Source organism: Bradyrhizobium sp. CAR08, from assembly GCF_052871955.1.
In genome coordinates this window covers 222,812-240,388 of sequence record NZ_JBIXJX010000012.1, presented here as the reverse complement: position 1 = coordinate 240,388, position 17,577 = coordinate 222,812, and the positions used below count along the sequence as shown (strand labels likewise).

The window sequence follows — 17,577 nt, the reverse complement described above, 5'->3', positions numbered from 1 at the left end:
CGGTTCCATCGCCACTTCGACCATAGCCGCCATGCCCCGCGAAGGCGGGGCATAGTACGCCGCGGCTCCTTCCCTATCACGTCACCGCCTCTGGAATACTGGATCGCCCGCTTACGCGGGCGATGACACTGAATGTGTGGCAAGAACGTCGCCTCAAAAGAAAGAGGCGGGGTTTTGGCCCCGCCTCTTTCGCTCTCAACATTCAACTCGCCGCTTACCTTACGCTTGGCTCGCGATCGCCTTGCCGAGCGCGGCTTGCGCGGCGGCGAGGCGGGCGATCGGGACGCGGTAGGGCGAGCAGGAGACGTAGTCGAGGCCGATCGCGTGACAGAAGGCGACGGAGGCGGGATCGCCGCCGTGCTCGCCGCAGATGCCGACCTTGAGCGAGGGGCGCGTCTTGCGACCGCGTGCGACGCCGATCTTGACGAGCTCGCCGACGCCTTCCTGGTCGAGCGCGACAAAGGGATCGATCGGCAGGATGCCCTTGGACACGTAGGTGCCGAGGAAGCTTGCGGCATCGTCACGGCTGATGCCGTACGTCGTCTGCGTGAGGTCGTTGGTACCGAATGAGAAGAACTCGGCGCTCTCCGCGATCTCGGCCGCGAGCAGGCAGGCGCGCGGCAGCTCGATCATTGTGCCGACCTGATAGGTCAGCTTGGTGTTGGTGTCGCGCATCACCGCCTTCGCGGTGGAATCGATGCGCGCCTTGACGAGGTCGAGCTCCATCTTGGTGGCGATCAGCGGCACCATCACCTCGAGGCCGACGGCCTTGCCGGTGCGCTTCTCGGCCTCGACCGCCGCTTCGAAGATCGCACGTGCCTGCATCTCGGCGATCTCGGGATAGGCTATCGCGATACGGCAGCCGCGGAAGCCGAGCATCGGATTGAACTCCGACAGCTCCCGCGCGCGGTCGGCCAGGCGCCGCGGGTCGGTGTTCATGGCGCGCGCCACTTCCTCGACCTCGGCATGGGTGTGCGGCAGGAACTCGTGCAGCGGCGGATCAAGCAAGCGGATCGTGACGGGCAGGCCCTTCATGATCTCGAACAACTCGACGAAGTCGGCGCGCTGCATCGGCAGCAGTTTTGCCAGCGCAGCGCGGCGCGACTGCTCGTCCTCGGAGAGGATCATCTCGCGCACCGTGCGGATGCGCGTCTCCTCGAAGAACATGTGCTCGGTACGGCAGAGGCCGATGCCTTCCGCGCCGAACTTGATCGCAGTGTGCGCGTCCTCCGGCGTGTCGGCGTTGACGCGCACGCCGATCTTGCGGACCTGGTCGGCCCATTTCATCAGCGTGCCGAACTCGCCGGACAGCTCGGGCTCGATCATCGGCATGCGGCCGGCGAGCACCTGGCCGAGCGAGCCGTCGATGGTGATGACGTCGCCGGTCTTGAAGGTGCGTGAGCCGATGCTCATGGTGCCGCGGCCGTAATCGACGCGGATGGTGCCGCAGCCGGAGACGCAGGGCTTGCCCATGCCGCGCGCGACGACCGCAGCATGCGAGGTCATGCCGCCGCGGGTGGTCAAGATGCCTTCGGCGGCGTGCATGCCGTGGATGTCTTCGGGGCTGGTCTCGATCCGGACCAGAATCACCTTGCGTCCGTCGGCCTGAAGCTTGGCCGCTTCGTCCGAGGAGAACACGATCTCGCCGGAGGCCGCACCCGGCGAGGCCGGCAGGCCGGTCGCAATCACGTCGCGCTTGGCGTTGGGGTCGATGGTCGGATGCAGCAGCTGGTCGAGCGAGGCGGGGTCGATCCGCGTCACTGCTTCCTTCTTGGTGATCAGGCCTTCATTGGCGAGCTCGACCGCGATGCGCAGCGCCGCCTTGGCAGTACGCTTGCCGCCGCGGGTCTGCAGCATCCAGAGCTTGCCCTGCTCGACCGTGAACTCCATGTCCTGCATGTCGCGGTAGTGCTTCTCGAGCAGCGTGTAGATCCGCGTCAGCTCCCTGAAGGCTTCCGGCATCGCCGATTCCATCGATGCCTTGTCGGAGCCCGAGTCCTTGCGCGCTTCCTCGGTGATGTCCTGCGGTGTGCGGATGCCCGCCACCACGTCCTCCCCTTGCGCGTTGATCAGGAACTCGCCGTAGAGCTTGCTCTCGCCGGTCGAGGGATTGCGCGTGAAGGCAACGCCGGTCGCCGAGGTCTCGCCCATGTTGCCGAACACCATGGCCTGCACGTTGACCGCGGTGCCCCAGGATTCCGGAATGTCGTGCAGCCTGCGGTAGGTCACCGCGCGGGCGTTCATCCAGGATGAAAACACCGCGCCAATCGCGCCCCAGAGCTGGTCGTGCGGATCCTGCGGAAAATCCTTGCCGGTTTCGCGCGCGACCGCGTCCTTGTACTTGCCGACCAGATCGACCCAGTCGTCGGCGGTGAGATCCGTGTCGAGCGTGTAGCCCTGGCTGTCCTTGAAGGTGTCGAGGATTTCCTCGAAATGATGATGCTCGAACCCGAGCACCACGTCCGAATACATGGTGATGAAGCGGCGATAGCTGTCATAAGCGAAGCGGCGATCGCCTGACAGTTCCGACAGCGCTTCCACGGTGTCGTCATTGAGGCCGAGATTGAGCACGGTATCCATCATGCCCGGCATCGAGGCGCGGCCGCCGGAGCGCACGGAAACGAGCAGCGGATTCCTGGAATCGCCGAAGATCTTGCCGGTCAACTTGCCGACATGGTCGAGCGCCTTCTCAACCTGCGACTTCAATTCCTTCGGGTAGGATTTGTCATGCGCGTAGAAATAGGTGCAGACCGAGGTCGGGATGGTGAAGCCCGGAGGCACCGGCAGGCCGAGATTGGCCATCTCGGCGAGGTTGGCGCCCTTGCCGCCGAGCAAATCGCGCATCTCCGCTTTGCCCTCGGCCTTGCCGTCCCCAAAGGTGAACACCCACTTGCCGGCCTTGGCCGCAACAGGCGCAGCCTTGGTTGAAGCAGTCTTGCTCGGTACCGGCTTCGCGGCGACCTTCGGCGCAACCGGCTTCGTCGCTGCCTTTGCAACAGCCTTGGAAACCGACTTGGCGGCAGGCTTCACAGCCGGCTTGGCAGCGGCCTTGGCCACGGGCTTCGGGGCGCGCTTGGCAAGTGCCTTGCGGGCCGCCGGCGCGGCTTTCGCCTTGGCGGAGGACTTTGATTTCGCTGGAATTTTCGCTGGAGTTTTCGAGGCGGCTTTGGCCATAGCTTGCACACAACCTGCGAGAGGAATGGGTAATTGCGCGCCTTACACCACTTTGGGCAGGTCCGCGCAAGTCGAAGAGTTCCCTAGAATGAAGGCCTAGAGATGGAGCCACTTCAACAATCCGAGCCCGATCGCACCATTTATGATGAGAAAAATCGCGACGATCAGGTTCAGGAGGCGCGGCATGATCAGGATGAGCACACCCGCAAGCAGCGACAGGATCGGCGAGATGTGGGCGACGGTGATGTGCATGAATTTTCTTCCGTGGGTGGGGCGAATCGCGGCGGGATCATAGCGGACTGGGTTCCGCGGGTAGAGACGCACCGGGGGCGCGCGAGTTCCCGGCTTCGCGAAAACTGCCCGAAAATGCCGCGAATGCGGCGGGCGTTTTCCGGAACATCGCGGAGACGCATGCATTGGCAACCGGTCGCGCCAGTGGCGCTTCCCGAAAACCTTCTCGAAGGAGTTGCCCATGCGGAACAGGATTCTTGCTCTTGCAGCGCTCGCGGCCTCGATCGGCTCGCCCCTTGCGGCGCAGGCGCAAAGCAGCGTCACCGTGGGACGCGCGCCCGTCGTCGTCGAGAGCGGCCCGACCATTGCGGTCGAGCAGCGGCCGGCTTTCCGCGACTATGTCGTCGAACAACGTGTGCCGGCTTTCCGCATCCCGGATCGCGTGGTGGTCGGTGCCACCTTACCTGAAAGCGGCGTCACCTATTATGACGTGCCGCAACGTTTCGGCGCCACCACCTATCGCTACACCGTCGTAAACGGCGAGACCGTGCTGGTTGAGCCGCGCTCGCGGCGCATCGTCGAGGTGATGGACTAACGTTTCCGGTATCAACTAGGTGTCCGGCGCGTCACATCAATCAGGCTGACGCGAGCAGTATAGTCGGACATCAGGCCCCGCCCGGTCCTCCCCCCGCCGGGCGGGGCTTTTTGTGTGGGCACTCTTCGCGCACAGCAATTGCGGCCACCAACTCCGTCGTCATGGCCCGGGCTTGTCCCGGCCATCCATGCCTCTCCGCGAGCGAAGAAGGACGTGGATGCCCGGGACAAGCCCGGGCATGACGGTGTCCAGTTGCGCCAAGACGCGCTCAATCCTGGATCTTCGAGAAATCCGCCACCGCACGCGTGGCGCTGCGGATCTCGTTAAGCAGTTTTAGCCGGTTCTCACGCACCTTCGCATCCTCGTCGTTGACGCGAACTTTCTCGAAGAACGCATCGACCGGCGGACGCAGCTTGGCCATCGCACTCATCGCGGCAGCGAAGTCTTCCCCGGCGACGGCGGCACGGGCTTCGGCCGTCACTTCATCGATCGCGCGGGCCAGCGCCTTCTCCTCGCTGAGAGCGTAGAGCGAGGCATCGGGTGCGCCGTCGAATAAGCGCTTATCCTTCTTCTCCTCGATCGAGAGAATGTTGCTGGCGCGCTTGGTGCCTGCCAGCAGATTCTTGCCGTCGTCGGTATCGAGGAATTTTCCGAGTGCTTCGACGCGGCGGACGACCGCCACTATTGGATGCCCTTGCACCAACGAACCAGCGTTGAGAACCGCATCGACGAGATCGTAACGCGCCTTCTGATCTCGCAATTGGACCTTAAGCCGGTCTTCGAAAAAGACCATCAGATCATCAAGCTTTTCTGCAACTTCCAAGTATTGTTTGTCGTACGAGCGCTCTAAGTGCCCCCAAGCGAGTTCTCGCAAACTAATCTTAGTCTGATTTTCGAGCACAATCCTGATCACGCCCAGCGCCGCGCGGCGCAGCGCATACGGATCCTTCGATCCCGTCGGCTTTTCGTCGATCGCCCAGAAGCCGACAAGCGTGTCGAGCTTGTCCGCGAGCGCGACTGCGACGCTGACCGGATCGGTCGGCACGCGATCGGCAGGCCCTTGCGGCTTATAGTGCTCCTCGCAGGCGGCAGCGACGGAGGCGTCCTCGCCCTGGGCCAGCGCGTAGTACTTGCCCATCAGGCCCTGCACCTCGGGGAATTCGCCGACGACTTCGGTCAGCAAATCCGCCTTCGCCAGATGCGCGGCGCGCGTCGCCTTGGCGACATCGGCGCCGACGAGCGGCGCGATCTCTGCGGCGAGACGCTCGATGCGCTTGATGCGCGCAGCCTGGGTGCCGAGCTTCTCGTGGAACACGATCTGCTCGAACTTCGGCAGCCGGTCTTCCAGCTTCGTCTTCAGGTCCGTCTCGTAGAAGAATTTCGCATCCGACAAGCGCGGACGGATCACACGCTCGTTGCCGGCGACGATGGTCTTGCCGCCGTCAGGCGCCTCGATGTTGGCGGTGAGCACGAACTTGTTGGTCAGCTTGCCCGTCTCGGGATCTTTGACGACGAAGCACTTCTGGTTGTTGCGGATGGTGGCGCGGATCACCTCGTCGGGGATCGCGAGATACTCCGCTTCGAACGATCCCATCATGACGACGGGCCATTCGACGAGACCCGAAACCTCATCGAGCAGCACCTGGTCCTCGACCAGTTCGAACCCTTGCGCAAAGGTCAGCTCCTTGGCGTCGGCAAAGATGATGTCCTTGCGCGCCTGCGGATCGAGGATGACTTTTGCGGCCTTCAGCTTCGCTTCGTAGTCCTCGAAGCGGCGGACGGAAATCGCGCTAGGAGCCATGAAGCGGTGACCGTAAGTGGTCTGGCCGGCCTCGATGCCGTCCACCGAGAATTTGACGACATCGGGCTCTTCGGTCTCGAGCCCGAACGTCGCGGTGATCGCGTGCAGCGGACGCACCCAGCTCAGCGAGCCCGGCTTGCCGGAGCGCGCGCCCCAGCGCATCGATTTCGGCCAAGGGAAAGTGCGGATGATCACGGGGAGGATTTCCGCGAGCACGTCGATGGCGTCGCGGCCGGGCTTCTCGATCAGCGCGATGTAGAAGTCGCCCTTCGGATCGCGCTGGATCTTGGCCTCGTCCAGCGACGTCAAACCCGTCGCTTTCAGAAAACCCTGCACGGCCGCGTCGGCCGCACCGATCTTCGGTCCGCGGCGTTCGGTCTTCAGGTCAGGCTGGCGCGCAGGGATGCCGTGCACGGTAAGCGCAAGGCGGCGCGGCGTCGCGAACGCCTTCGCGCCTTCGTAGACGAGACCCTCGGCGACGAGCTTGTCGGTGACCATGCGGCGCAGATCGTCCGCCGCCTTGGCCTGCATGCGCGCGGGGATTTCTTCCGAGAAAAGTTCAAGCAAAAGATCGGGCATCAGGTCGCTCCGCCCGCTTCAGTATGTATCCAGGCCTCGCCGCAAGCTTTTGCCAGTTCGCGCACGCGAAGAATGTAGCTCTGCCGCTCCGTCACGGAGATCACGCCGCGCGCGTCGAGCAGGTTGAACACATGGCTTGCCTTGATGCACTGGTCATAGGCCGGAAGCGACATCAGATGCGCCTCGCGCTTGCCATCTTTCCAACCCGCATCGAGGTATTTCCGGCAGACGGCTTCCGCCATCTTGAACTGCTCGAACAGCATCGCGGTGTCGGCCACTTCGAAATTGTGCTTCGAATATTCCCGCTCGGCCTGCAGGAAGACGTCGCCATAGGTGACCTTGGCGTCGCCGTCGCGGCCGTTGAAGTTGAGGTCGTAGACCCGGTCGACGCCCTGCACGTACATCGCGAGGCGCTCGAGCCCGTAGGTGAGCTCGCCGGCGACCGGCGCGCATTCGACACCCGCGACCTGCTGGAAATAGGTGAACTGGCTGACTTCCATGCCGTCGCACCAGCACTCCCAGCCGAGGCCCCAGGCGCCTAGCGTCGGGCTCTCCCAATCGTCCTCGACGAAGCGAATGTCGTGCACGGCGGAATCGATGCCGATCGCGGCGAGCGACTGCAGGTACAGCTCCTGAAGGTTCGGCGGCGACGGCTTCATGATCACCTGGAACTGGTAGTAGTGCTGCAGCCGGTTCGGATTCTCGCCGTAGCGGCCGTCCTTGGGCCGCCGCGAGGGCTGCACATAGGCCGCATTCCAGGGCTTTGGCCCGAGCGCGCGCAGCGTGGTCGCCGGATGGAAGGTGCCCGCACCCATCTCCATGTCGTAGGGCTGCAGGATCACGCAGCCCTGCTCGGCCCAGAACCGCTGGAGCGCGAGGATAAAGCCCTGGAACGAGCGTTCCGGGCGCATATGGGCGGGCAAGGAGGCGTCCATCGTCAGATCGGGCTCTCGCGGGGGGTTGAATCGCGCGGGACCGTATCGACGGCAAGGGTGGGAATCAAGGTGAAGGGGGTGGATTCGGGCCTAGTTCTCCGTCATGCCCGGGCTTGTCCCGGGCATCCACGTTCTTCGTGCGGTGAGACAAGGCGTGGATGGCCGGGACAAGTCCGGCCATGACGACTGCAGCAGCTAACCCGGCCGATAGGCTCCGGTGACGGGATCCTGCTTCAGCGTCTGGACGGCCCCCATATGGGCGGCCTCGGCGACGCGCGAGAGGCGCATCTCCTCCAGCTCCTGGTTGATCCTGACGGCGGTCTTGTAGGCCCAGCGGACCACGGCAAGCCCGCCCAGGACGCCCGCGAATGCGACGAACGGCGGCATCGGTCATTCCTTGTTCACAATGCTCAGCCCCCACGCGCATTCTTGCGCAGACCGGGCCGCGCGGCAATTGGCACGGCTTCAAGTCTCCTTGGGGCCAAATGGCGCGGAGGGGCGCCGTCTAGAACCCGAATTTCGCCCAGATCGCGCGGGTCTCGACCGCCGAGATCAGGTCGTCCGGCAGGCTGGCCATTGATTCCATGGCCGAAAGCTGCCCCGCGCCGGGCGATTTCCGGCCCAAAAGGCCGGAGAGCAGACCGGTCGGCTGGGCTATCACGGGGGTGAGAACCTTTTCGCCATAGCGGGCACGAAGTGTTGAGCGGAGATCGCCGATGCTGTCGGCGAGCCCCAGCGTGATCGAACTCTCGCCGGCCCAGTATTCGCCCGTGAACAGGGTGTCGTCGGAGCCCTTCAACCGCGCGCCGCGGCTCTCCTTCACCAGCGCGATGAAGATCTGGTGGATCTCGCGCTGGAGCGCCTTGAGCTTGGCGACGTCGTCGGGGTTTTCAGGGAGAAACGGATCGAGCATCGCCTTGTGCGCGCCGGCGGTGTAGAGGCGCCGCTCGATGCCGAGCCGCTTGATCGCCTCCTGGAAACCAAAACTGCCGCCGACGACGCCGATCGAGCCGAGGATCGAGGACGGATCGCAGATGATCTCGTCGCCGGCGCACGCGATCATGTAGCCGCCGGAGGCCGCGACGTCCTCGACGAACACCAGCACCGGCAGCTTCTTCTCCGCCGCGAGCTGCTTGATGCGCAGGTAGATCTGGCGCGACTGCACCGGCGAGCCGCCGGGCGAATTGATCACCAGCGCCACCGCCTTGGCGTTGCGCGTCGAAAACGCCCGCTCCAGAACCCGCGAAACCGTCGCGAGCGTCATGCCCGGGCGCAGCGGCGTCACTGCGCCGATCACACCGGACAGCCGGACCACCGGCACCACGGCCGTGCCGGGACGGAAGCGCGCCGGCAGATATTGCATGAGCTTGTCGGCCAGGCCGGAACTCTCACGATCGTTCAATTTTTCGGCCATGCCATTACCTCTGATTAACCGTTTCTTATCACGCGACTGTCATTGGAAGGGCCCGGAACGTGTTTTGCAGAAAACCCGTTGAGAGGCTGCAATGGGCCAGCGGAGAACACCATGAAAATCTATCTGCTGATGCTGCTGATCGGTGCGCTGTTCATGGCGATCCGCCTGACGACTCCGCAAGAGCAGCAGTCGGAATCGCTTCCGCAATAGCTCAGCACGGTTCCACCAGGGGTAGAACCGCCCTTCCCTCCAGAATATCCATCACCTCTTTTTTCGACACGCGTGACTCCTCGTTGAGCATGAGGCCCGGCAACAATCGCGCCGGGGCCCTGCCGCCCTTGACCGCGCGCACCAGCACGCGGATCGCGGGCCGCCCGGCTTCACCGTGAACCGGCAGAATCGCGAGACTGCCGAAGCCGCGCGACAGCGCCGCCAAAACCTCAGCGATCCCATCTGCGCGCCAAATCAATGTCAGCGCGCCATGCGATCGGAGGATGCGCCGCGCCGCATGCACCCAGGCATTCAGCGTCTCATCCGTCGCCACATGCGCGATCTGGCGCGCCTGATCGGGCGAACCGCGATGGCGAGCGGGATCGTTGAAGGGCGGGTTCATCAGCACGACGTCGACGCTGTCGGGCGCGAGCCCGCTCGCTGCGAAGGCCTGCGCGTCCGCGGTGACGTCGAGCACGATCGTCTCGGCGGCAATCGCATTCGCGGCCGCATTGGCGCGCGCAAGCTCCGCCAGCTCCGGATCGATCTCGAGCAGGCCGAGCCTGATCCCGGCGACGCGCCGAGCCAACGCAAGGCCCGCCGTGCCGATGCCGGCGCCGAGATCGACGACACGGTCGCCCGCCCTCGCCTCCGTCGCCGCCGCGAGCAGAATGGCGTCGTGCCCGGCGCGATGGCCAGACCGCTTCTGCTTCAGCCGCAATTGCCCGCCGAGAAAGGCGTCCTCGGTGAGGTCTGTCAGGGCTTCACTCATCGCCGCGCAGTTCGTGGCTGAGGCCGGCCTCGGTCAGAAGCTGCCGGGCCTCGATGGCGTCGTCCTCGTGGACCAGGATCCGCCGCGGCAAAATGCCGAGCGAGCCCTCAATGATGCTCATGTTCTGGTCCAGCACCAGATGATGGATGTTGGCGCCGTCGAGCAGCGCGCCGATCGCCGACACCAGCACCATATCGTTGGTCCGAACCAGTTCTCGCAAAACACAGCCTCCTGCCTGACGGGGATTAAGCGCCAAATGTCAATGGTTCCACGGCCCTTGCCGCATCCCCGTCCAGTTTCTATTGTCTTTCCATCAGAATAGCCCTTCCGGGGCAAATATTGGAGACCGGCGTGGCCGTCATCGTACCTTTCGAAACCCCCGGCGCGTCGATCGAAGAGCTGGTTGCCCTTGTCGCCGGTGACATGGAGCGCGTCAACGCCACGATCCTGTCGCGGACCGGTTCGGACGTGACCATGATCCCGGAGGTCGCCAACCATTTGATCTCCTCCGGGGGCAAGCGCCTGCGTCCGATGCTGACGTTGGCCATGGCCAACCTCGCCGGCTACACCGGCGACGGCCATATCAAACTCGCCGCCAGCGTCGAGTTCATGCATACCGCCACGCTGCTCCATGACGACGTCGTCGACGAGAGCGAGATGCGCCGCGGCAAGCTGTCGGCGCGCATGCTCTGGGGCAATGAGGCGAGCGTGCTGGTCGGCGACTTCCTGCTCGGCCAGGCCTTCCGCATGATGGTCGAGGTCGGCTCGCTCCGCGCGCTCGACATTCTCTCCGCGGCCGCCGCCACCATCGCCGAGGGCGAGGTGATGCAGCTTGCCGCCGCCAAGAACACCGCGACCACCGAAGACGAATATCTCGCCGTAATCCGCGGCAAGACCGCGGAGCTGTTCGCGGCCGCCTGCGAGGTCGGGCCCGTGATCGCCAACCGCCCGAAGGCGGAGCAGACCGCCTGCCGCTCGGTCGGCATGAATCTCGGCATCGCCTTCCAGCTCGTCGACGACGTGCTCGACTATGGCGGCAAGAGCGCCAAGCTCGGCAAGAACACCGGCGACGATTTCCGCGAGGGCAAGATCACGCTGCCCGTCGTGCTCGCCTTCCGCCGCGGCAACGACACCGAGCGCGCCTTCTGGATCCGCGCGCTGGAGCGCGGTGAGATCGGCGACACCGACCTCGACCACGCCATCGGGTTGATGAACAAGCATCGCGCGCTCGAAGACACGCGCAGCCGCGCCCAGCACTACGGCGCCATGGCCGTGGACGCGCTGGCGCTGTTCCCGTCCTCGCCGATGAAGAGCGCGCTGGAGCAGGTCGTGGCGTTCTGCCTGGCTCGGTCGCATTAGCTACCTGCATCCTTAGCGCTTGCTGGTAGCCACACCCTCAGTGTCGTCCCGGCGAAGGCCGGGACCCATTACCTCGGTCAGCGTTGTCGCGCCACCACCGCATTAACAGCGTCATTGCGAGCGCAGCGAAGCAATCCAGAATCTTCCCGCAAAGGGACTCTAGATTGTTTCGCTTCGCTCGCAATGACGAGCTAGGTGTGCGAGGGCCGCCTTCCAACTTGCATTCAAATCCTGTGCGCCATCTTGCGGCACACCTCCGTCGGAGTGTTCTAACGGTTCGCCTACTAACTTGCATTTTGCAAGCTACTCACCTACCTTCCCCTCATGCAGCCCAAATCCCCCTCCATTCAGGAATGTCCGGTCGGCCGCGCCGTGGAGACGGTCGGCGAATGGTGGAGCATTTTGATCCTGCGGGATGCATTCCAGGGCGCAACGAGGTTCGACGAATTTTCGCAAAGCCTCGGGATCGCGCCGAACATCCTGTCGCGGCGGTTGGCCCATCTCACCGAAAGCGGCATGTTCGTCCGTCGCCGCTACAATGAACGGCCGCCGCGCTACGAATATGTGCTGACGGACAAGGCCCGGGACTTCTTCCCCGTGGTCGCAACCCTGCTCGCTTGGGGCAACAAGCATCTCGCACCGATGGGCGAAGCGATCCTGCTCGCGAACCGGCACGATTGTCGTCCGTTCAATCCGGTCGTGGTCGATGCCGCCGACATGCAGCCGATCACGCTCACCAATGCGGTCGTCGTCGCAGGCCCCCGCGCCAGCCGTGTCATGCGTAAACGGCTGACCTCGCTCAAAGCCATGAACCCGGCCGTCGCGCCGGCTGGAGACTGACATGCGTCGTATCGTCGTGACGGGAATGGGCGCGGTGTCGCCGCTTGGCTGCGGTGTCGAACTTTCGTGGCGCCGGCTGCTGGCCGGCCAAAGCGGGCTGCGCCCGCTGCCGGAATGGTCGCAGGCGCTGCCCGCACGTATTGCCGGCCTCGTGCCCGACAAGGCCGATGACGCAGAGGGCGGCTTCGATCCCGCGCAGGCCGCCGCGCCGAAAGACCAGCGCAAGATGGACCGCTTCATCCTGTTCGCGCTGCTCGCCACCGCGGAAGCGGTTGCGCAGGCCGGTTGGACGCCGCAGGACGCGGCGGCGCAGGAACGAACTGCGACGATCATCGCCTCCGGCGTCGGCGGTTTTCCGGCAATGGCGGAGGCGGTGCGCATCACCGAACAGCGCGGCCCGCGCCGGCTGTCGCCGTTCACGATCCCCTCCTTCCTCGCCAATCTCGCCGCCGGCCACGTCTCGATCAAATACGGCTACAAGGGAGCGCTGGGCACACCGGTCACGGCCTGCGCTGCCGGCGTTCAGGCGATCGGCGATGCCGCGCGCATGATCCGCGCGGGCGAGACTGATGTGGCGATCTGCGGCGGCGCGGAAGCCTGCATCGACATCGTCAGCCTCGGCGGCTTTGCCGCGGCCCGCGCACTGTCGAGCGGATTCAATGACGCCCGCGCCTCGCGCCCGTTCGATCGCGACCGCGACGGTTTTGTCATGGGCGAAGGCGCCGGCATCCTGGTGATCGAGGAGCTGGAGCATGCATTGGCGCGCGGCGCGAGGCCGATCGCGGAGATCGTCGGATACGGTACGACCGCGGACGCCTATCACATGACATCGGGTCCGCCTGACGGCGACGGCGCCCGGCGCGCCATGGAGATCGCGCTCCGGCAGGCCAAGCTTGCGCCCGCGGATTTACAGCACCTGAATGCGCATGCGACCTCGACGCCGGCCGGCGACGAGAGCGAGCTTGGCGCGATCGCGGCGCTGTTCGGCCGCCACCGCGGCATCGCGGTGAGCGCGACCAAATCGGCCACCGGGCATCTGCTCGGCGCCGCCGGTGGCCTCGAAGCGGTCTTCACCGTGCTCGCCCTGCGCGACCAGATCGCGCCGCCGACGCTCAATCTCGAAAACCCTGATCCCGCCGCTGACGGCATCGACATCGTCGCCGGTGTGGCGCGACCGATGCCGATGCAGCACGCGATCTCGAACGGGTTCGGCTTCGGCGGGGTGAATGCCAGCGTGATCTTCCGCCGGATGGGCTGAACGACGGGCCTTAGTCGACGGGCCTTGCAATCGCGGCAAGCATCGCTACCAAAGCAGGATGATCAACACGAATTTCTGGCTGTTCCTGGCCGCCGCTTGTCTCATCGCCGCCGTTCCCGGCCCCGGCATTTTCTACGTCGCGGCACGGACCCTATCGGAAGGGCGCGGCAGCGGTTTTGCATCGACCGCGGGCACCGCGCTCGGCGGGCTGGTTCATGTGGTCGCGGGCAGCTTCGGCATCTCCGCGATCATTCTTGCCAGCGCCGAGCTGTTTGCCGCCGTGAAATTCGTCGGCGCACTTTATCTCGTCTGGCTCGGCATCAGGACTTTTCGCAGCGCCAGCCGCGCGCCGTCATTCGACAGCAAGCCCGTCGGCGACAAGCGCGCCTTTCGCGACGGCGTGCTGGTCGAGGCGCTGAACCCGAAGACCGCCGCCTTCTTCCTCGCCTTCATTCCGCAGTTCCTTGACCCGGCGGGATCGAACCCGACACTGCAATTCATCACGTTGGGCGCGCTCTCGGTGATGCTGAACACGCTCGCCGATATCGTGGTGGTGCTGATGGCCTCCGCGACACGTACGCAGTTGATCGGACGCCCGCATCTGATGCGACGTCTCACCCAGGGCTCCGGCGTCTTCATCGCAGGGCTCGGCCTGTCGCTCGCACTGGCGCGGCGGCCCGTGAATGGATAGCGCCACCATGCCCGCCCCGCAAAGCCGCATTTACGAGTCTCACGGCCTGCGGCTGCACTATGCCGACTGGGGCAACGACGGCGCGCCGGTCGCCATCCTGGTTCACGGCGGCCGCGATCACTGCCGGAGCTGGGACGTCATCGCCCGGTCGCTGCAGCCGCATTTTCACGTGCTCGCACCGGACCTGCGCGGTCACGGCGATTCCGACTGGACCAGGGGCGGCAGCTACGCGCTGACGGAGTATGTGTACGATCTGGCCCAGCTCGTCCGTGCCATCGCGGCGCCTCAAGTCACTCTCATCGGCCATTCTATGGGCGGCATGGTCAGCCTGATCTTTACAGGGGCATTCCCCGAACAGGTCTCGAAGCTGGTCGTGCTCGACGGCGTGACGATGTTGCCGGATACACCAAAACCGCCGGTGCATGAGCGGATCGGCAAGTGGGTCGGTCAGCTCGACAAGTTGCACGACCGCGCACCGCGCCGCTATTCGACCCTCGAAGACGCGGCGGCGCAGATGGTCCTTCACAACAAGCGGCTGTCTCGCGAGCTCGCGCTGCATCTCGCCACCCACGGCGCGCGGCAGAACGAGGACGGCACCTATAGCTGGAAGTTCGATCCCTACCAGCGCGCCTCTGCGCCGCACCGGCTCTGGCCGGACGATCACATCGCGCTGTGGTCGCGCATCACCTGTCCGACGCTGCTCTTGAATGCCGGCGAAAGCTTTCTGGCTGGCGCGAGGGCCGCGGGGCTGGAGCGCTACTTTCCGCAGGCGCGCGTCGAGACCATTGCAGGGGCCGGACACTGGCTGCAGCATGACAAGCCGCAGGAGGTGTTGGGTGAGATCCGGCGGTTTCTCGGGCTTGGCGAGGACGCTGCGGGCTAGCTCCGCAACATCCGCGTCATTGCAGATCTAGCTCAGCGTTCCCGAGTGCACCCACCAGCCGGAATGATCCCTGCGGATATTCTCGGCGGCGGCATGCGCCTCGGCAGATGCGCCATAGATCGCAAAGCACGTCGCCCCCGAGCCGGACATGCGGGCGAGCTTGACGCCGGCGGAGCCACGCAAGGCTTCCAGCACGTCGCCAATCACCGGCTTGATGCGCATCGCAGGCGCTTCGAGATCATTGGCGACGGTCTCGAGAGTATCGATCCAGTCGGCGATGGAGGCGCCCTCGCCTGGCCAGGCCGGGCCGTCGAAGACGGACGTGGCGCCGACCAGGAGTTCGCCGTTGCGCAGGCCCAGCTCCTGGAACACGTCCTTTGTCGCGACCGGCACGCGTGGATTGACCATCACGCAGGGCATGCTCGGCAGCATCAAGGGCAGCAGCTGCTCGCCGACACCGGTCATGTCGCAGGCGCGCGAGAACAGACACACCGGCACGTCGGCGCCGGTCGCAAGCGCAACCTTCTGGAGGCGGGCGTCGTCGAGCGACAGATCGTTGAGGCGCGCCAGCAACCGCAGCGCCGCCGCGGCGTCGGCCGAGCCGCCGCCGATGCCGGCGGCGACCGGGAGCACCTTGTCGAGCGCGAAGGCGCCCAGCTTCAGGTTCGGGACGGCTTCGGCCAGGAGCTTGGCCGCCTTGAACACGAGGTTGTCGGCCATATTGCCGCAGGCCGCGGCGAGCGGCCCCGTCGTGGTGAGCTTCAGCTCGCCGCCGGGCTCCAGCGTGAGCCGGTCGGCGCAGTCGGCAAAGGCGACCACGCTTTCGAGATCATGATAGCCGTCGGCACGACGGCCGACCACGCGAAGGCTCAGATTGACCTTCGCGCGCCCTTCTTCAATCAACGCCGGCATTGACGACACGCCCCCAACTTCAACTCACTCAGCCGCCCTTGCCGTCGTCCTTCTTCTTCTCCTTCTCCGCCTGCGCAGCCGAGGAGTTCGAATTGTCGTCGGTCATACCGTTTGCAATCTTGGCCTCGATCTTCGGAAGCTCATCCGCTTCGGGCTTGAGATCGCGGGCGTGGGCCCACTGGAACTTGGCTTCCAGCGTGCGGCCGACGCGCCAATAGGCGTCGCCAAGGTGATCGTTGATCGTGGGATCCTCGGGCTTGAGATCAATGGCGCGCTCGAGGTTCTTCACCGCGTCCTCGTAATTGCCGATGCGGTAATAGGCCCAGCCAAGGGAGTCGACGATGTAGCCGTCATCCGGGCGCTGCTCGACTGCCCGCTTGATCATCTTCATGCCTTCGTCGAGATTGATGCCCTGGTCAATCCAGGAATAGCCGAGATAGTTGAGGACGTGCGGCTGGTCGGGTTGCAGCTCGAGCGCCTTCTTCATGTCGGCTTCGGCCTTGCCCCACTGCTTGGAGCGCTCCTCGCAGATGCCGCGATAATAATACCAGACGCTGTTGGCCTTATCGTTGCCGGCCGGCAGCACGTCGACGCCTTGCGAATAGGTCGCGCCGCATTCGCCGAACTTCTTGCGGCCGCGCTCGATGTTGCCGAGCGCCATGATGGCTTCGAGATCCTTGGGATCCTCAGTGGTGACGCCCTTGAGGATCTTGATCGCCTCGTCGGTGCGGTCGGCGGAATCCAGATCGATGGCGAGCTGGATTTGGGCGTTGCGCTTGAGTGGAGAGGACGACGGCACCCGCTCGTAGACCTTGATCGCCATCTGCGGCCGCTTCACCGATTCATAGAGATCGGCGAGCGAGAGCAGCGCCAGGGGATGGGTGGGCTGCAGGTAGAGCGAGAGCTGGAGGTAGACCAGCGCCAGATCCTCGCCGCCGCGGCGGGTCAGTGTGGCGCCGATGCCGTAGAGTGCTTCTGCGGCGCCGGCTTGCGCGCTATCGACCAGCGGCGGCATCTTCTTGCCGGCCTTGGTGTCGCGCAACCCTTCCACGATCAGCGGATGGCGGGCGAGCTTCTTGTCGAAAGCCTGGTAGACCGTGGTCGCGGCGGCCGAGTCCTTGTTGCGAGATAGCCAGCGCGCATAGGCCTCGGTGACACGCAACATGGAATCGTCGAGCTTGTAGGCACGCTCGAACCGGGTGCCAGCGTCTTTCTCCTTGCCGGCGAGTTCGAGGATCATGCCGGCATGGAGATCCTTGAACAGCGGATACCATTCAGGACCGGCCAGCTTGTCGATGGTGGCGACGCCGCCCTTGGCATCCCCCGCACCATAGGCGGCCCAGCCCGACAGCAGCGTGGCGACGAGATCGGTGATCGGACCGCGGATCGACTGGTTGATGTTGGTCTGCGCGGTCGCGTACTTCTTGAACTTGAGATCGTGCACGCCAACGACGAGCCGTGCAACGCGGTTGGTCTTGTCGATGGTCAGGATGCGCTCGGCGAGCTTGACAGCCTCGTCGATGTCACCGTCGGCGACCGAGGAGATGAAGGCGCGGTCGAGCAGCTCGTTGTTCTTGGGGTCGGTGCGCAGGGCCGAGCGATAGAATGCAGCGGCGGAGGCCGCGTCGCGCTCGACGCTGGCGTGGCGGGCGGCGAGATAGCTGCCGGAGGTGGTCAGCGCCTTCAGATCGTTTCGGGTCGGAAACTGCGCCGCCGTGTCGGACGGATGGTCCGGCGTCTGCGCCCGGACCGCGCCGGGGACCGTCGCCATCGCTGAGCCCATGAGGGCAATGGCGGCAACAGTCCAACGGTTGAAACGATTTGAAAGCATCGGGGCTCGCCTTGAGTTGGTAGTGCCTGGGTTTGCAGAAGGCCGTATCGCAAGCGAACGCGGCCGGTGGCATGGGGACCCGGAACCGTCAG

16 protein-coding genes are annotated in these 17,577 nt (G+C 64.9%); 6 read left to right on the top strand and 10 right to left on the bottom strand.

Going from position 1 to position 17,577, the window contains the following annotated elements; translation table 11 throughout:
* Positions 1-219 precede the first annotated feature (219 nt).
* Both ppdK and ACIPUD_RS25200 read right to left on the bottom strand, forming a co-directional pair.
* Complete coding sequence (gene ppdK, locus ACIPUD_RS25205; RefSeq protein WP_446481748.1) at positions 220-3,174, bottom strand: pyruvate, phosphate dikinase; 2,955 nt, start codon at positions 3,172-3,174, stop codon at positions 220-222.
* A gap of 96 nt (positions 3,175-3,270) precedes the next feature.
* Positions 3,271-3,426 (bottom strand): DUF3096 domain-containing protein, encoded by a 156-nt coding sequence (locus ACIPUD_RS25200; RefSeq protein ID WP_007594951.1) that lies wholly within the window; start codon positions 3,424-3,426, stop codon positions 3,271-3,273.
* Positions 3,427-3,646: 220 nt separating this feature from the next.
* On the opposite strand from ACIPUD_RS25200, the gene ACIPUD_RS25195 reads away from it, so the two are divergent.
* On the top strand, positions 3,647-4,000 hold the full coding sequence (locus tag ACIPUD_RS25195; protein ID WP_018454893.1) for a DUF1236 domain-containing protein: 354 nt from the start codon (positions 3,647-3,649) through the stop codon (positions 3,998-4,000).
* A 268-nt stretch (positions 4,001-4,268) separates the two neighbouring features.
* Here the strand turns inward: ACIPUD_RS25195 and glyS are convergent, their stop codons facing one another.
* The 6 genes from glyS to ACIPUD_RS25165 form a co-directional block, all read right to left on the bottom strand.
* Positions 4,269-6,380, bottom strand: coding sequence for a glycine--tRNA ligase subunit beta (glyS, locus tag ACIPUD_RS25190; RefSeq protein WP_368508446.1), 2,112 nt, complete (start codon positions 6,378-6,380; stop codon positions 4,269-4,271).
* Positions 6,380-7,315, bottom strand: a complete 936-nt coding sequence (locus ACIPUD_RS25185; protein WP_085352612.1) for a glycine--tRNA ligase subunit alpha — start codon at positions 7,313-7,315, stop codon at positions 6,380-6,382. Before ACIPUD_RS25185 ends, glyS begins: the two co-directional genes overlap by 1 nt.
* 195 nt (positions 7,316-7,510) lie before the next feature.
* Positions 7,511-7,702 carry a hypothetical protein gene (locus ACIPUD_RS25180; protein ID WP_085352613.1) on the bottom strand — a complete coding sequence of 64 codons (192 nt, stop codon included), beginning with the start codon at positions 7,700-7,702 and terminating at the stop codon, positions 7,511-7,513.
* A gap of 118 nt (positions 7,703-7,820) precedes the next feature.
* Entirely contained in the window at positions 7,821-8,729 is a 909-nt protein-coding gene (locus ACIPUD_RS25175; RefSeq protein ID WP_018454897.1) for a S49 family peptidase, read from the bottom strand.
* A gap of 211 nt (positions 8,730-8,940) precedes the next feature.
* Positions 8,941-9,711, bottom strand: coding sequence for a tRNA1(Val) (adenine(37)-N6)-methyltransferase (locus ACIPUD_RS25170; RefSeq protein ID WP_204513854.1), 771 nt, complete (start codon positions 9,709-9,711; stop codon positions 8,941-8,943).
* Positions 9,704-9,931 (bottom strand): putative signal transducing protein, encoded by a 228-nt coding sequence (locus ACIPUD_RS25165; RefSeq protein WP_007607161.1) that lies wholly within the window; start codon positions 9,929-9,931, stop codon positions 9,704-9,706. The genes ACIPUD_RS25170 and ACIPUD_RS25165 overlap by 8 nt, the downstream gene beginning before the upstream one ends.
* A gap of 131 nt (positions 9,932-10,062) precedes the next feature.
* On the opposite strand from ACIPUD_RS25165, the gene ACIPUD_RS25160 reads away from it, so the two are divergent.
* From ACIPUD_RS25160 to ACIPUD_RS25140, 5 genes are all read left to right on the top strand, one after another.
* The gene (locus tag ACIPUD_RS25160; protein ID WP_007594965.1) at positions 10,063-11,070 is read left to right on the top strand and encodes a polyprenyl synthetase family protein; all 1,008 of its coding nucleotides are present in this window, start codon (positions 10,063-10,065) and stop codon (positions 11,068-11,070) included.
* A gap of 324 nt (positions 11,071-11,394) precedes the next feature.
* A complete protein-coding gene (locus ACIPUD_RS25155) occupies positions 11,395-11,910 on the top strand; it encodes a winged helix-turn-helix transcriptional regulator (protein ID WP_018454901.1) in 516 nt (171 codons plus the stop codon).
* Position 11,911: 1 nt separating this feature from the next.
* Positions 11,912-13,168: a beta-ketoacyl-ACP synthase II gene (fabF, locus tag ACIPUD_RS25150; protein ID WP_026232839.1), complete on the top strand. Its 1,257-nt coding sequence runs from the start codon at positions 11,912-11,914 to the stop codon at positions 13,166-13,168.
* Between the two features lie 58 nt (positions 13,169-13,226).
* On the top strand, positions 13,227-13,859 hold the full coding sequence (locus ACIPUD_RS25145) for a LysE family translocator (protein ID WP_446481747.1): 633 nt from the start codon (positions 13,227-13,229) through the stop codon (positions 13,857-13,859).
* Between the two features lie 7 nt (positions 13,860-13,866).
* A complete protein-coding gene (locus tag ACIPUD_RS25140; RefSeq protein WP_039799260.1) occupies positions 13,867-14,742 on the top strand; it encodes an alpha/beta fold hydrolase in 876 nt (291 codons plus the stop codon).
* Between the two features lie 27 nt (positions 14,743-14,769).
* Here the strand turns inward: ACIPUD_RS25140 and ACIPUD_RS25135 are convergent, their stop codons facing one another.
* Positions 14,770-15,654, bottom strand: coding sequence for a 4-(cytidine 5'-diphospho)-2-C-methyl-D-erythritol kinase (locus tag ACIPUD_RS25135; RefSeq protein WP_018454905.1), 885 nt, complete (start codon positions 15,652-15,654; stop codon positions 14,770-14,772).
* Between the two features lie 28 nt (positions 15,655-15,682).
* Entirely contained in the window at positions 15,683-17,485 is a 1,803-nt protein-coding gene (locus tag ACIPUD_RS25130; RefSeq protein ID WP_026232840.1) for a tetratricopeptide repeat protein, read from the bottom strand.
* Positions 17,486-17,577 lie beyond the last annotated feature (92 nt).

Coding starts and splice junctions, on each gene's coding strand:
- ACIPUD_RS25200 (WP_007594951.1), bottom strand. CDS start 3,426: ATGCACATCACCGTCGCCCACATCTCGCCGATCCTGTCGCTGCTTGCG.
- ACIPUD_RS25155 (WP_018454901.1), top strand. CDS start 11,395: ATGCAGCCCAAATCCCCCTCCATTCAGGAATGTCCGGTCGGCCGCGCC.
- ACIPUD_RS25180 (WP_085352613.1), bottom strand. CDS start 7,702: ATGCCGCCGTTCGTCGCATTCGCGGGCGTCCTGGGCGGGCTTGCCGTG.
- ACIPUD_RS25185 (WP_085352612.1), bottom strand. CDS start 7,315: ATGGACGCCTCCTTGCCCGCCCATATGCGCCCGGAACGCTCGTTCCAG.
- ACIPUD_RS25195 (WP_018454893.1), top strand. CDS start 3,647: ATGCGGAACAGGATTCTTGCTCTTGCAGCGCTCGCGGCCTCGATCGGC.
- fabF (WP_026232839.1), top strand. CDS start 11,912: ATGCGTCGTATCGTCGTGACGGGAATGGGCGCGGTGTCGCCGCTTGGC.
- ACIPUD_RS25175 (WP_018454897.1), bottom strand. CDS start 8,729: ATGGCCGAAAAATTGAACGATCGTGAGAGTTCCGGCCTGGCCGACAAG.
- ppdK (WP_446481748.1), bottom strand. CDS start 3,174: ATGGCCAAAGCCGCCTCGAAAACTCCAGCGAAAATTCCAGCGAAATCA.
- glyS (WP_368508446.1), bottom strand. CDS start 6,380: ATGCCCGATCTTTTGCTTGAACTTTTCTCGGAAGAAATCCCCGCGCGC.
- ACIPUD_RS25130 (WP_026232840.1), bottom strand. CDS start 17,485: ATGCTTTCAAATCGTTTCAACCGTTGGACTGTTGCCGCCATTGCCCTC.
- ACIPUD_RS25135 (WP_018454905.1), bottom strand. CDS start 15,654: ATGCCGGCGTTGATTGAAGAAGGGCGCGCGAAGGTCAATCTGAGCCTT.
- ACIPUD_RS25140 (WP_039799260.1), top strand. CDS start 13,867: ATGCCCGCCCCGCAAAGCCGCATTTACGAGTCTCACGGCCTGCGGCTG.
- ACIPUD_RS25170 (WP_204513854.1), bottom strand. CDS start 9,711: ATGAGTGAAGCCCTGACAGACCTCACCGAGGACGCCTTTCTCGGCGGG.
- ACIPUD_RS25145 (WP_446481747.1), top strand. CDS start 13,227: ATGATCAACACGAATTTCTGGCTGTTCCTGGCCGCCGCTTGTCTCATC.